12 protein-coding genes and 2 other annotated features are annotated in these 13,511 nt (G+C 52.5%); of the genes, 4 read left to right on the top strand and 8 right to left on the bottom strand.

What is annotated here, in order from left to right:
- Nucleotide 1: 1 nt before the first annotated feature.
- Complete coding sequence (locus AAFJ72_RS09135) at nt 2-262, bottom strand: hypothetical protein (RefSeq protein ID WP_432776843.1); 261 nt, start codon at nt 260-262, stop codon at nt 2-4.
- A 189-nt stretch (nt 263-451) separates the two neighbouring features.
- Between AAFJ72_RS09135 and cax the strand changes: the two genes are divergently transcribed.
- Nucleotides 452-1,495 (top strand): calcium/proton exchanger, encoded by a 1,044-nt coding sequence (cax, locus tag AAFJ72_RS09130; RefSeq protein WP_432776842.1) that lies wholly within the window; start codon nt 452-454, stop codon nt 1,493-1,495.
- Between the two features lie 73 nt (nt 1,496-1,568).
- Here cax and AAFJ72_RS09125 read toward each other — a convergent pair whose 3' ends face one another.
- From AAFJ72_RS09125 to AAFJ72_RS09110, 4 genes are all read right to left on the bottom strand, one after another.
- The gene (locus tag AAFJ72_RS09125) at nt 1,569-2,909 is read right to left on the bottom strand and encodes a sodium-dependent transporter (protein WP_432776841.1); all 1,341 of its coding nucleotides are present in this window, start codon (nt 2,907-2,909) and stop codon (nt 1,569-1,571) included.
- 54 nt (nt 2,910-2,963) lie between these two features.
- Nucleotides 2,964-3,213, bottom strand: a binding site (T-box leader).
- Between the two features lie 42 nt (nt 3,214-3,255).
- Nucleotides 3,256-3,496, bottom strand: a binding site (T-box leader).
- Between the two features lie 103 nt (nt 3,497-3,599).
- A complete protein-coding gene (locus AAFJ72_RS09120) occupies nt 3,600-3,872 on the bottom strand; it encodes a YlaN family protein (protein ID WP_432777168.1) in 273 nt (90 codons plus the stop codon).
- A 102-nt stretch (nt 3,873-3,974) separates the two neighbouring features.
- Nucleotides 3,975-4,907 (bottom strand): glutaminase A, encoded by a 933-nt coding sequence (gene glsA, locus AAFJ72_RS09115; protein WP_432776840.1) that lies wholly within the window; start codon nt 4,905-4,907, stop codon nt 3,975-3,977.
- 100 nt (nt 4,908-5,007) lie between these two features.
- Nucleotides 5,008-6,177 (bottom strand): MalY/PatB family protein, encoded by a 1,170-nt coding sequence (locus AAFJ72_RS09110; protein WP_432776839.1) that lies wholly within the window; start codon nt 6,175-6,177, stop codon nt 5,008-5,010.
- A gap of 281 nt (nt 6,178-6,458) precedes the next feature.
- Here AAFJ72_RS09110 and AAFJ72_RS09105 point away from each other — a divergent pair, with 281 nt between their 5' ends.
- A complete protein-coding gene (locus tag AAFJ72_RS09105; RefSeq protein ID WP_432776838.1) occupies nt 6,459-6,962 on the top strand; it encodes a hypothetical protein in 504 nt (167 codons plus the stop codon).
- Between the two features lie 135 nt (nt 6,963-7,097).
- Here AAFJ72_RS09105 and AAFJ72_RS09100 read toward each other — a convergent pair whose 3' ends face one another.
- Nucleotides 7,098-7,235: a sporulation histidine kinase inhibitor Sda gene (locus AAFJ72_RS09100; protein ID WP_432776837.1), complete on the bottom strand. Its 138-nt coding sequence runs from the start codon at nt 7,233-7,235 to the stop codon at nt 7,098-7,100.
- A gap of 275 nt (nt 7,236-7,510) precedes the next feature.
- A complete protein-coding gene (locus AAFJ72_RS09095; protein WP_432776836.1) occupies nt 7,511-8,722 on the bottom strand; it encodes an ornithine--oxo-acid transaminase in 1,212 nt (403 codons plus the stop codon).
- A 209-nt stretch (nt 8,723-8,931) separates the two neighbouring features.
- On the opposite strand from AAFJ72_RS09095, the gene AAFJ72_RS09090 reads away from it, so the two are divergent.
- On the top strand, nt 8,932-10,341 hold the full coding sequence (locus AAFJ72_RS09090; RefSeq protein ID WP_432776835.1) for a sigma-54 interaction domain-containing protein: 1,410 nt from the start codon (nt 8,932-8,934) through the stop codon (nt 10,339-10,341).
- A gap of 215 nt (nt 10,342-10,556) precedes the next feature.
- On the top strand, nt 10,557-11,990 hold the full coding sequence (locus AAFJ72_RS09085; protein WP_122904038.1) for an amino acid permease: 1,434 nt from the start codon (nt 10,557-10,559) through the stop codon (nt 11,988-11,990).
- A 303-nt stretch (nt 11,991-12,293) separates the two neighbouring features.
- Here the strand turns inward: AAFJ72_RS09085 and AAFJ72_RS09080 are convergent, their stop codons facing one another.
- Nucleotides 12,294-13,511 carry an MDR family MFS transporter gene (locus tag AAFJ72_RS09080; RefSeq protein ID WP_432776834.1) on the bottom strand — a complete coding sequence of 406 codons (1,218 nt, stop codon included), beginning with the start codon at nt 13,509-13,511 and terminating at the stop codon, nt 12,294-12,296.

The following is a 13,511-nucleotide window of genomic DNA, read 5'->3' as shown; positions in this document are numbered from 1 at the left end:
GTCAGATCGGGCGCTGGGATTGCATAAGCTGCGCCATTTTGACGAACCGTTCTTCCGATTCGGTCGTGCCGCATACCCCGCATTGTATCATGTACGACTCGCCCTTGTACGGCTGGTGAAACACATCCAGTTCGTCGCTTTGCAGCTGCTGGACGACTTCTCCCGTTTGCGGGTCAAGCCGTATGTAGCGCGGAACTTGCTCAATGACGGTAAAACGCATCCGGTTGGACTTGCAGGTGGGACACAACAAAGGCTTGCTCATAAAAGCACCTCCCTGTCTTCTTTCACCGTTTAGTTTTTGCCTGGGGAGGAACTCTATACGTGCGTCCTGGTTTCGCGGCGAGCGCCAACTTTTTGGTACAAAAAGGAAGGGTTTGCTGGTATGATTCAATAGGCTGGTATGATTCAATAGGTAGGTAAGGAATGATTATTTGCCATTTGAGGTGATCGGATGAATTTACGACTCTTTTTTTCTCTCGTCGGGGCGTCTGTGCTCCTGGCGGCTTTCGCGCACTACTTTACCGATAACGAATTCTTCCAATTTGCCACTTCGGCCCTGGCGATCATCTTTCTCGCAGCCTGGCTCGGCAAATCGACGGAAAGCGTGGCCCACTATGCTGGGGACCGGATTGGCGGCTTTTTAAATGCGACCTTCGGCAACGCCGCCGAGCTGATTATCGCCTTTTTTCTCGTCAAGGAAGGGTTGTTCGACATGGTCAAGGCGTCGATCACCGGGGCGATTATCGGCAACATGCTCTTGGTGCTCGGGTTAAGCGTGCTATTGGGCGGACTGAAGTACAAGGAGCAAAACTTCAACAGCAGGCTCGCTGGTCACAATGCCTCGCTGATGACGCTGGCGATTGTCGCGCTGTTTATTCCTGCTGTTTTCATGCGGGAGCTTGCGCCCGTCAAAATTGAGACGCTGAGTATCGTCATCGCGATTTTGCTGATCGTCGCCTACATCCTTTGGCTGATTTTCTCCATGGTTACGCACAGCGACTTTTTGTCCGACATCGAGCCGCATGAAAGCGAAGCGTTCTGGTCCAAAGGCGTGTCGATTGTGATGCTCGCTGTCTCCACCGTGTTTGTGGCGGTCGTCTCGGAATGGCTCGTCCACGGCGTTCAGCATGTGTCGCACTCGCTCGGCTGGTCGGAGCTGTTCGTCGGTGCGTTCGTCATCGCCATCATCGGGAACGCCGCCGAACACAGTGCAGCGCTCCTGCTCGCCATGAAAGGACGCATCGGGGCTGCCGTCGAGATCGCCATCGGCTCAAGCTTGCAGATTGCCCTGTTCGTCGCGCCCACGCTCGTCCTGGTCAGCCTGCTGCTCGGCAATCCGATGGACATCGTGTTCACGCCATTTGAACTGGCAGCGATCGGCGTTGCGACCTTTATTACGATTTCCATTACCAAGGACGGTGCCACCAACTGGTTTGAAGGCGTTCTTTTGCTCACCGTCTACATCATTCTCGGAACCGCCTTCTTCTTCGCCTGAGAGAAGATGTTTTTGGGAAAAAAGCGAAAAGGAGTGCTGCGGCAGCCGTTGCCGATGCACTCCTTTATTGTTGCTACCAGATGCCGAGCATCTGCATGAAGACCAGTATAATCGCCAGAGGCGACACGTATTTGAGCAGCAAGAGCCAGATGACGAACAGACGCTTCCCGAGCGGCGACTGGTTGGCGCGCAGCTCTTCCATCAGCACCTCTTTTTTCATTTTCAGCGGCACAAAAATGGCAATCAGCAAAGCGCCAAGCGGCAACAGAATGTTGCTGACGAGGAAATCGAATGCGTCGAAGATCGACTTCCCAAACACCGTCACATCGCTTAAGACGCCAAACGATAGAGCAGACGGCACGCCGACCAGGAAAATGAGGAGACCGATCATCCAGGACAGACGTTTTCTTTTGCTTTCTTCCCCTTTTGCCAGGGAAGCGACGATGATCTCCAGCATGGAAAAAGCGGAAGTCAACGTGGCAAACAGGAACAAGGCCAGGAAAATGAACAGGAAAAACCCGCCCAGCGCAATTTTTTCAAAGACAGACGGCAGCACGATAAACAGCAGGCCAGGACCAGCCGTAGGCTCCAGGCCGAACGAGAAGACGGCCGGAAAAATCGCCAGTCCGGCGAACAGGGAAACGAGCAGGTTCAGGCTGACAATCGAGCCTGCGGAACGCACCAGGCTTTCGTTTTTCGCCAGATACGAGCTGTACGTGACCATCACCGATACGCCGACACTGAGCGAGAAAAACGACTGGCCCAGCGCGTACAGGATCGCTTCGGCACTCAGCTTGGAAAAGTCAGGACGGAGGAAAAACGAAACGCCTTCCATCGCACCAGGCAATGTCAAAGAGCGAACCATCAGGACGAGAAACAAAATAAACAAGGCTGGCATCATATATTTGTTGGCCGACTCGATCCCGCTCTGCACACCGCGGGCTACCACCCAGGCCGTAATCAGGATGAACACAAACTGCGCAGCGACGGCGCCCACCGGAGCCGAGATGACCTCGCCGAAAAGCTGCTCATACTGGCCCCCCAACAGTTGCCCAGACAAGCCATGCATCAGGTAGGTGAGAATCCAGCCTCCTACTACACTGTAAAAGGACAGGAGCAAAAAGCAAGTCACGACGCCAAGCCGGCCGACCCAATGCCACATCGTCCCCGGTGCAATCGCGCGATAGGCGCTGATCGCTTCCTTTTGCGTGCTGCGGCCAATCGTAAACTCGCCAAGCAGCAGCGGCAGCCCGATGACGAGCGTAAAGATCAGGAACAGGCAAAAAAACGCGCCGCCCCCGCTCGTCCCTACCATATACGGAAATTTCCAGATCGCTCCCAAGCCAATGGCGGAGCCTGCTGCGGCCAAAATAAAGCCCAGTCGGCTCGTCCACTGTTCTGCTTGATTTTTCATCCACATTCACTCCTTAACGATACGTATTGCTTTCAACAAAAAAACTCGCCCCCCAAAAGGGACGAGTTGTTTGTTTCTCGCGGTACCACCCTAGTTAGACATCGCCTTTTTTCGCGGAAGACATGTCTCTCCTCGTCATTGATAACGGGTATGACCCGGACTCTCCTACTTGCGGCGCCTTGCGTTCAGAGGTCAGCTCCAGAGGGAATTCTACGAAGGCTCACCTGCGGCTGCTCTCAGTCTATGGCAGCACTTCCCTGTCAGGCGGCACATTTCGTATACTGGTCTCTATCGTAGCTATTTTCGTATGGGAATGTGGTAGCCGAACATAAAAAAACCCGTCCAAAAAAGGGACGAGTCTGTTCGCGGTACCACCCTGATTAAGCACCAGAAGCCATCATGCTCCCGGCACTTCACTTGCTCATCGTTAACGGAAATGACCCGTTTCCTCCTACTTGGCTTTGCCGTTCAAAGGGCTGCTCCGGAGGGAATTCCACGGTTTGCGCTTCAAAGCTGCTTGCAGTCCGGGGCAGCTTCTCCCTGTCAAGCGGCATGTTCCGCGTACTGGTCTCCGTCATCGCATTTTACTTATATGGAATACTTGACTATTAATTTAATATATACGGTACAAATAGGCAAGACTTTTCTCCAAAAAAACGAAAAGCGAGGATATTCGCTGCTCTCCTCGCCTTACTTTTGATTAAACAGTTCATGGAGGCTCGCCAGTTTGCGTTCCAATGAACCCATGATTTCACGACCAATTTCTTCTCCGATCAGTCCGAGGCGAACCGCATACTCTACTTCCCGAGAAAGCCCGAACATTTGTGTATCAAGCACTTCTTCATACAGCGGGCACTGCGGCATGGTCAGGTTTTCCATCTGTACATCGATGAGCTTGTAAATCTTGTCTGCGTCCGCTTTTAGCAGTGCTAGCGCTTTCTGTTCCAAATCTGGAACTTTCATTTCTGTCAAAACCTATCCCTCCGTTTGCCTCCATCCTTAACATACATAGTACGCGATTCTGGGCTATTTGAAAAGGGGAGAAGCTTTATCAACTGCAAGAAGCTAAAAGATACCAAGATTCCATTCTTTTGCGAGTAACGCAAGCAGTTTGACTCCCGCAACCGAGTTTCCTTTCTCATCCAGAGCAGGACCAAAAACACCGATTCCCATCCGCTGCGGGACTGCGGCCAAGATCCCTCCGGCTACTCCGCTTTTCGCAGGAATCCCGACATCGATGGCAAATTCTCCGGAGGCGTTGTACATGCCGCAAGTCACCATAAACGTTTTGCAGATGCGCGCAACCTCTTGCGGAATTACTCGCTCACCCGTCTGTGGAATCACGCCGTCGGCAGCAAGCACCATGCCTACTCTCGCTACCTCTTTGGCCGTGACTTCAATCGCGCAATGCCGGAAGTACAAATCAAGCGTCTCTTCCACATCTGTCTTAAGAACCCCGCTGTCCTTCAAAAACCAGGCGAGCGCCCGGTTGCGGGCAGCCGTTCGTTTTTCCGAGCCGTACACCGCTTCGTTGATGGACAGACCGGGATTTCCCGTCATCTGGCGCAGCAGGTCGAGCACCGCATTCAGACGCTGCTCTACACTGTTGCCCTGAATCATTCCGGCAACGGCAATCGCCCCGGCATTAATCATCGGATTGAGCGGCTTGTGCGGCTTGATCGTCTCCAGCTTGATAATCGAATTGAAGGGGTCCCCTGTCGGCTCCTTGCCTACCCGCTCAAACACATGCTTCTGTCCGTTCTGGCACAACGCCACGATCAGCGAGCAAATTTTGGAGATGCTTTGCAACGTAAAGGGAACATCGGCGTCTCCCGCCGACAAAATCGTCCCGTCAGGCAGGCACACGGCAGCCCCTAGCAAGTGCGGATCTACTTTTGCCAGTTCGGGTATATACGCCGCCACCTTGCCCTCTCCTGTAAAATCGCTGGCCGCTCTCACTGCCTGGGCCAGTTGAATCGATGCTCGCCCGATATTCATCTGCTATCCCCTCTGTCCATATTCACGATGTATATGAATAAATTGTAGATTTGAATCCGGTGCCTGTCAAATTGTGGGGATCGCTCCCTTAGCCAGCGGCCTACTCCGTAATGGCCCGTTTCAGCCGTTCCATCGCCTCTTCGACGACAGAGCGCGGGCAGGCAAAATTGATCCGCTGAAACCCTTCCCCTTCCTGTCCGAAGGTGACGCCGTCATGAAAGCCAAGCTTTGCCTTTTCGCGAAGCAGACGGTTCAGCTCCAGCTGCTTCAGGCCCAAACGCCGAAAATCGATCCAGCCAAGGTAGGTGGCTTGCGGCACAGGCATTTTGACGTCCGGTACGTGCTCTGCCAGGTAGCGGTGGATGTACGCCGCATTTTTCTGCAAGTACGCAAGCAATTCGTTGAGCCACGGCTCCCCGTGCCGATAGGCTGCGATTGTCGCTTCCATCCCGAACAGATTCAGATTTTCGCAGCCCATTTTAGAAGCGGTCACAGTAAAATCACGCAGCAACTGCCTGTTCTCCGTCAGGATGTATGACGTAAACAGCCCGGCCAGGTTAAACGTTTTCGAAGCCGCCAAAAGCGTCACGCTCTGTCTGGCCAGCTCCGGTGCAAGCGAGTAATAAGGAGTGTGGCTGCCTTTTTCGTAGACGAGATCGGCGTGAATTTCGTCGGATACGACAATGACTCCATGCTCGATGCACAAGGCTCCGAGCCGCTCCAGCTCCTGTCTCGTCCACACTCTGCCGACCGGATTGTGCGGGCTGCACAAAAGCATCAGCTTCACCGCAGGGTCGCTCAATTTTTCCGCCAAGTCGTCCCAGTCCATCTCGTAGTGGCCGTCCCGCTCGCGCAACGAACTGCGCACCACTTGCCGCCCCCGGTTTTCCACGGCATGGAAAAACGGATAATACACCGGTGTCTGAACCAGGACACGCTCCCCTGGAGATGCATATGCCTCAATCGCTACATGGATGCCAGGAATGACCCCGGGGATGCCTGCCATCCAGCTTGTCTCCACCTCGACGCCAAACCGTTTGCGAATCCACTCCTGCAAGCTCTCAAAAAAAGCGGCACTTTTCAGCGGGTAGCCGTAGATCGGATGCGCCGCCCGCTTCACGATCGCTTCCGTCACTTCCGGAGGGCAGGCAAAATCCATGTCGGCTACCCACATGGGCAGCATTCCATCTCCGTTCACCTTCGGATTGTCAATGTCCCACTTCACGCAGTCCGTTCCTTTGCGCTCGATTCTCGTCTCAAAGTCGTACATGGTTTCCCTCCCGCAATCTCGTAAGCTGCCGCCAAACAGTTCGTCCCGTTTCCGCTTGTTTCTGCTGTTCGTTTTCATGTCATGCCAAGCATTTCTTTCTAAGTCCAGCATACCCCCTTCTATCGCGATTGTCCAAGAATTTGCCTGCATTTTTCCCAAAAAAGCCGCGTCGAAGTCAACGACTCGAACATTTCGTTCCTTTGCATTGTTTGCCCGATCACGAGCTGGTATAGTAAAATGCTAGTGCTAGATGATGCTGAAAAATTACGGAGGTATGCTTCATGTCTGATGTTATCGTGTTCAAAGGGGCAGTCACGTACCCGATCACTTTGGACCCGACTGTCTGGGTGTTCGACGAGCGCAAGTTTGATTTGAACACGTATACGGGTGAAGAGGACCCGTCCTCGTCCAGGCAGATGCAATATTTGCAAGGAACAGGGATGCAATGGGACAAGGAACTGAAAGAAGGCGCCCAACTGCCATCCGAGCGCAAAAGCCTGGCAGAAGAGCGCCAAGTGTTGGACGGGGACTACGGGATGCGGCTTGATCCGTTTATCTCGAACGCGGCACCACTGCCAGAAGCGACACACGTCCGGCTGCATCGGGAAAACGCGGACCCGATCGTCCTGCCGATTTCCGAAGCGAGACGGGCGATCCTGCAGTTTGCCAAAGCCGGCAAGCCGATCAAGGAAGACGGGCCGGTGTACTTTTACTTGCCGGAAGCCTTGCTGAAAAAAGAAGCGCCGATTACAGGAATCACTGCGCTGGAGTTTTTCACGGCCTGATTGCGACAGAAAAAGCCATCCTCCAACAGAACAGCCCCTTCGCCTTGTCAGGAGAATCAGACAATCGCGGATGCTGTTCATTGCCAAAGGATGGCTTTTTATCATTTGGTTCTTTCGTGTGTTGTTCTTATGTTTTTAGGCGCTGACCAGTGTGATGCCGATGTTGCGCGTCTGCATCTCTGCGCGAAGCAATTCAATAAAAGCGGGATCTAGTTGAAGGTCGACAGCGCGATGATATACTTCTATCAGCATCTGGTCACTCAAGTATTTCACCCTTGGTCACCCCCATCCTCTCGTATGCGTTCATTGTAGCAGATGAGAGAATGACGAACAACCGTTCTGATTATCCACAAACGCTGTGGAAATGCTGTGAGTAACCTGTGTGTAGTTTGTGTGTAACAAAGAAAAACGTTGCTGTACGTATGTGGATATTTCTTCCACTTTTATCCACAACTGGTCGAATTTTGTCGAACGATTGTCACACACTTTTCACCGCTTCGCAGACATGCAAAAACAGCCCTCCGGGATGGAAGGCTGCTTTGTCTTCATTAGGCGTTTGCTGTTTCGGTAACGTGCAGCACTTGCTTGACGCGCTCAATCGCCCAATCGAGATCCTCTTTGCTGATGACGAGCGGAGGTGCAAAACGGATGGTCGTTTCATGCGTTTCCTTGCACAGAAGACCCAGCTCTTTCAGTTTCTCGCAGTAAGGACGTGCAGCAGTCGTCAGCTCCAGCCCGATGAACAGGCCGCGGCCGCGAATTTCCTTGATGATCGGGTTTTTGATTTCTTTCAATTGATTGATAAAATACGTGCCCAGTTCCTGGGAGCGCTGTACAAGCCCTTCGTCGATGAGAACGTCCATCGCCGCTACGGCTACTGCGCATCCGAGCGGGTTTCCGCCGAAGGTAGAGCCGTGGGAGCCTGGCTCAAACACGCCGAGAATTTCTCTGTCCGCAGCTACTGCGGAGATCGGGAACACCCCGCCGCCGAGCGCTTTCCCCATGATGTACATGTCTGGCTTGACATCTTCCCAGTCGCTGGCGAACAGTTTGCCTGTACGTCCAAATCCGGTCTGGATTTCGTCGCACACGAGCAGGACGTTGTTTGCTTTACATACTTCCTGCGCTTGCTTCAGGAAGCCCTCTTGCGGAATAATGATACCCGCTTCGCCTTGAATCGGTTCGAGCATGAACGCTGCCGTATTTGGCGTGATCGCTTGCTTCAGCGCCTCGATGTCGCCGTAAGGAATGATTTTGAAGCCAGGCGTGAACGGTCCGAATCCGCGTCTGTACTCCTCTGCGGAAGAGAAGGAAGTAACGGTTACGGTGCGGCCGTGGAAATTGCCTTCACAGACGATGATTTCCGCCTGGTTTTCCGGTACTTTTTTCACGTCGTAAGCCCAGCGGCGAACAGCTTTGATAGCGGTTTCCACTGCTTCCGCACCTGTGTTCATCGGCAAGATCATCTCTTTGCCTGTGAGTGCGGACAACTTTTCGTAAAATTCACCAAGCTGATCGTTGTAAAAAGCGCGGGAGGTCAGCGTTACTTTGTCTGCCTGATCTTTCAGCGCCTGGATAATACGCGGATGGCGGTGTCCCTGGTTCAGAGCGGAGTACGCGCTCAGCATATCCAAATATTTGTTGCCTTCCGGGTCTTCTACCCATACGCCTTCTGCCTTGGAGATGACGATTGGTAGTGGATGGTAGTTGTGTGCGCCGTATTTTTCGGTTTGTTCAATGACAACTTTTGTTTTCGTCATGCTGATAGCCTCCTTCGAGTTCACTTGCCAAATATACCTAGCAAGAATGATGCCAATGTAAAAAACAAAGGAAATGTCAGGGAGCGGCCGATCTTAAGCAAAAATATTTTGCAGATGCTTCCAAAAATATTTTGCAGGTGCATAAGTATTTTGCACACCATTCATTGTATGATATGATACTTCACGAAGAAAGGCTGGTGACTCTATAGATGTCATCTTCAAGGCAAAAATACCCGCTCGACACGCTGCTTCGCATCTACGAGCATATCCTGGACAGAATGAACGAGGGCGTCCACGTGATTGACGCTACCGGAACGACGATCGTGTACAACCAGAAGATGACCGAGCTGGAGTCGATGGCAAGACAGGACGTCCTGCACAAGCCGCTGTCAGAGGTGTTCCAGTTCCACAGCGGACAGGAGAGCACGCTGCTCACCTGCCTCAGGACAGGAAACAGCATACGGAATACGCGACAAACGTATTTCAACGACAAGCAAAAAGAAATCACGACCATCAACAATACGTACCCGATCATCGAGAACGGCCAGATCATCGGCGCAATGGAGATTGCCAACGACGTGACCAAAATGGAGCGACTCATCCGGGAAAATCTGCTGACAAAAAACGGGTCCCGCTATACCTTTGAGCAGATCATCGGAAAAAGCGCACCGATCCTCGATGTGATCGAAAACGCCAAACGTGCGGCGCGCACCTCATCCTCTGTTCTTGTCGTCGGCGAGACAGGGGCAGGCAAAGAGCTGTTCGTGCAAAGCATTCACAATGCCAGTCTGCGCTCATCCGGTCCGCTCATCTCGCAAAACTGCGCGGCGCTTCCTGACAGTCTGATTGAAGGCTTGCTGTTTGGCACAGCGCGCGGCGCTTTTACCGGAGCGGTGGAAAGACCGGGCTTGTTTGAGCAGGCAGAGGGCGGTACGCTTTTTCTCGATGAAATCAACTCGCTTAGTATGCCTCTCCAGGCAAAATTGTTGCGTGCCCTGCAGGAGAAGTCGATCAGGCGCATCGGGGATACGAAGGATCGGGCGATTGATGTGCGTATCATCGCGGCCATCAACGAAGACCCAGTCGAAGCCATCGCCAATTCTCACCTGAGAAAAGACTTGTACTACCGCCTTGGCGTCGTCACCCTTTTCCTGCCTCCGCTGCGCGAGCGCAAGGAAGACATCCCGCTGCTCGTCTCGCATTTTATTGAAAAATACAATGAGCTGTTTCAAATGGAAGTGACAGGTGTTGCGAGCGATGTCATGCAATTTTTCCAGGAGCACGACTGGCCAGGCAACGTCAGGGAGTTGCAGCATCTGATCGAAGGGGCGATGAACCTGATGGTGGATGAGACTATGATCCGCTACGAGCATTTGCCGCTGCACTTTTTGCGCCGCTCCCCTGCCAATGTCGAAAGGATCGAGCAAGCGCCTTCCCGCTCTCTCCCGTTTATTGAGGAAGGCAAATCGTTGAAGGAAACGATGCAGGAGTTTGAGACGGCTTACATTCATCACGTCGTAGACCGCTACAACGGCAATATCTCGCGCGCGGCCAAGGAGCTGCAAATCAGTCGGCAAAGCTTGCAGTATCGCCTGCGCAAATTGGGAATCAGGGGCTGAGCAGCTTGTCCTTTTTAGCCAACGCCAAAATTCTTGGCATTTTTTAAAAATTTTTGCACACTTACGCCCAATTTCTTTGCACTCCTTCCCTATCTACTACCTGTCATAGAAGTTTTGCTGGCGCTGACAATATTGGTATCATTCTTGCAAAGCATATTGCACGCCTGAAAACGCATTCATCAAATCAATATTTCTCGCGTGAAGGAGAGGGATTTATGACACCTAGCAGCAATGAACAGAACAATCAACTAAAACGCAGTATGAGCAGTAGGCACCTCTTCATGATTTCTCTTGGAGGCGTGATCGGGACCGGACTGTTTCTCGGCTCCGGGTATACGTTAAGCCAGGCTGGCCCAGTCGGTACGATTCTTTCCTTTCTGGTCGGCGGCTTTATCATGTACCTGACGATGCTTTGCCTTGGCGAGCTGACAGTAGCGATGCCTGTGGCCGGTTCGTTCCAAACCTACATGACCCGTTTCGTTAGCCCTGCCCTTGGCTTCGGAGTCGGCTGGCTGTATTGGCTGGGCTGGGCAGTAACCGTTGCCCTGGAGCTTTTGTCTTCCGGTCTGTTGATGCAGCGCTGGTTCCCGGACTCGCCGGTCTGGATGTGGTGCGCCGTCTTCGGTGTTCTTCTGTTCCTGTTGAATGCGCTTTCTGCCCGTGCGTTCGGTGAATCCGAATTTTGGTTCTCCAGCATCAAGGTAAGCGCTATCATCCTGTTTATCATTTTGGGTGGAGCAGCTATGTTTGGCCTGATTGAAATGAAAGATGGACAACCTGCTCCGATGTTTTCCAACTTCACCAACAGTCCGCTGCTTCCGTTCGGGATTACCGGCCTGTTGATGACAATGATTACAGTGAACTTCTCCTTCCAGGGTACGGAGCTGATCGGGATCGCTGCCGGTGAGAGCAAGGAACCGGAAAAAACGATTCCAAAATCCATTCGCACTACCGTTTGGCGCACACTCGTCTTCTTCATTTTGGCCATTACCGTCGTCGCAGGGATGATCCCTTACCAACAGGCTGGCGTGATCGAAAGTCCATTTGTCGTCGTATTTGACAGCATCGGTATCCCGTTTGCAGCAGACATCATGAACTTCGTCGTATTGACTGCGCTTTTGTCTGTGGCAAACTCCGGCTTGTACGCCGCAACACGGATGCTCTATTCCCTGTCTAACGAGAACATGGCATCCCGCAAGCTTGCAGTCGTCAATCGCAAAGGAATTCCGATGAATGCGCTGATTATTACGTTTGCCATCTCTCTGCTGTCGCTTTTGTCCGGCATTTTCGCCGAAGATACCGTGTTCATGGTGCTTCTATCCATCGCCGGCCTGGGCGCGCAAATTGGCTGGATCTCCATCTCCGCTTCCCAGCTCGCTTTCCGTCGTCACTATCTGAAAAATGGCGGCAAGCTGGAAGACTTGAAGTTCCGTACGCCGCTTTATCCGGTGCTTCCGCTGGTTTCCCTGATTTTGAACCTGACTGTGCTTGTGAGTCTCGCTTTTGATCCGGAGCAGCGAATCGCTCTGTACTGCGGCATTCCGTTCATGCTGGGTGCAATCCTGATCTACCATCTGCGCTTCAAAAACAATCGGGAGCCGCAGGCGGAAAACAATTTGGGCACGTACCCGAAAGCAAACAACATGTAAGAAAAAAAGAAAAGCTTGCTCTCCTGATGAAGGAAGGCAAGCTTTTCTCCTTATGATCGTGATTTTTCGAGAATGCTACAAGGAGATTTGTACAATTTCCGTAATGACTACCATGGCAAAGACGGCAAATCCAAGGGAACTCGTCACCAGCAACATCCGTTTCAGCTTCTTCATATCTTCCATTTCAGATTCCCTCACTTTCATAGCGCCCATGATTATCGTTTCTACCGTTATATACGCACCACCCATGGAAAATGTTTCAATTTGCGCCCAATAACTTTTCGCCTTTTCTCGTCAAAAAGCTCACGACTGTGCGATTTTTGTCAAATCGTTGCCGAGCTTGAATGTATCTTGCTCCATCAGATGGAGCATCCAGGCCACCAGCACGCCTACAGCGAGGCAGATCGTCCACGGCAACCATGCCGCCTGCAGCTGCAATCCGATGTCGTACACCCAGCCGCCTGCAATCTGGCCGAGCGAACCGCCGATGGCAATCGAGTATCCATTGAAGCCGTAATACGCTCCTACCAAATCTTTTGGCGCAAAACGCGGAACGACATCTACCAGGTTCGGCACCGCGATCATCGTGCCCAGCGCAAACAGGAAGACGTCGATGAGCAGCATCCACAGCGAACCGGCAAAGGTAAACAAAAACAGCCCCACGCCCATGACCAGCGTGCCAATGCCGATCAAGGTCAGTCGATGCGGATATCCTTCCAGCCATTGCGTCACCTTCATCTGGAACAGAATGACGAACAAGGACATCGCCGACAGGACAATCCCGACAGAAGTTTTGCTGTGTGTCACATGCTCCACGAGCAATGGTATGGTCAAAAATACTTGCATATTCAAGTAGTAATAGCCCATCAGGATGATCGTAAAGCGGACAAAGCGCCTGTCCCGCATCACAGTGAACATGCTCTCCCACATATTGTGCCTGGTATTCGTGGCACGAATCGGGGACAGAAAAAAGAAGGAGACGAGCGCGTTCAGGCCGAAGATCGCTCCGGCAAACAGCGACAAGTAGGTAAAATCAACGGCCGAAAGTGCGGTGCCGACGATTTGCGAGCCGACTACCGCAATATTGCCGAGCACATTGCGAAAGGCAAACACTTCTTTCCGGATAGAATCCGGCGTCAAAATCGCAAACGCTGCCGAGCCAGCCGGGTCAAACAATGCCCCGCCCAGACCAGACAAAATCGCTGCGATGAAAAAATGCCATGTCTCGGTACAGAAGGCGAACATCGCGAACCCGACAGCCCGTACGGCCATGCCGAGAACCATCGCTCCCTTGTAACCAAAGGCGTCGGCCATGACTCCGCCCAGAAACGCAAAGCCTTGCTGGGAAAACTGCCGCACGCTGAGCACGAGTCCCGCCATCGCCAGCGTCCAGCCAATACTGCCCGTCAAGTACAGGGTCAGATACGGAATCAGGGCATAAAAACCAAGGTTCATCATAAAAGATGTCGCCAAGAGCAGCTTGACGGAAAACGGTGTCTCTTTCCACATTTCCCTCTTCAT

It is taken from the genome of Brevibacillus gelatini, from assembly GCF_050920745.1.
Taxonomy (GTDB): Bacteria; Bacillota; Bacilli; order Brevibacillales; family Brevibacillaceae; genus Brevibacillus; species Brevibacillus gelatini.
The sequence above is the reverse complement of the archived record's forward strand: the minus strand, read 5'-3'. Positions and strand labels throughout refer to the sequence as shown.

Bases quoted from the DNA above. Each gene is read 5' to 3' on its own strand.
- AAFJ72_RS09135 (WP_432776843.1), bottom strand. From the start codon at position 262: ATGAGCAAGCCTTTGTTGTGTCCCACCTGCAAGTCCAACCGGATGCGT.
- cax (WP_432776842.1), top strand. From the start codon at position 452: ATGAATTTACGACTCTTTTTTTCTCTCGTCGGGGCGTCTGTGCTCCTG.
- AAFJ72_RS09125 (WP_432776841.1), bottom strand. From the start codon at position 2,909: ATGAAAAATCAAGCAGAACAGTGGACGAGCCGACTGGGCTTTATTTTG.
- AAFJ72_RS09120 (WP_432777168.1), bottom strand. From the start codon at position 3,872: ATGAAAGTTCCAGATTTGGAACAGAAAGCGCTAGCACTGCTAAAAGCG.
- glsA (WP_432776840.1), bottom strand. From the start codon at position 4,907: ATGAATATCGGGCGAGCATCGATTCAACTGGCCCAGGCAGTGAGAGCG.
- AAFJ72_RS09110 (WP_432776839.1), bottom strand. From the start codon at position 6,177: ATGTACGACTTTGAGACGAGAATCGAGCGCAAAGGAACGGACTGCGTG.
- AAFJ72_RS09105 (WP_432776838.1), top strand. From the start codon at position 6,459: ATGTCTGATGTTATCGTGTTCAAAGGGGCAGTCACGTACCCGATCACT.
- AAFJ72_RS09095 (WP_432776836.1), bottom strand. From the start codon at position 8,722: ATGACGAAAACAAAAGTTGTCATTGAACAAACCGAAAAATACGGCGCA.
- AAFJ72_RS09090 (WP_432776835.1), top strand. From the start codon at position 8,932: ATGTCATCTTCAAGGCAAAAATACCCGCTCGACACGCTGCTTCGCATC.
- AAFJ72_RS09085 (WP_122904038.1), top strand. From the start codon at position 10,557: ATGACACCTAGCAGCAATGAACAGAACAATCAACTAAAACGCAGTATG.
- AAFJ72_RS09080 (WP_432776834.1), bottom strand. From the start codon at position 13,511: ATGAAGAGGGAAATGTGGAAAGAGACACCGTTTTCCGTCAAGCTGCTC.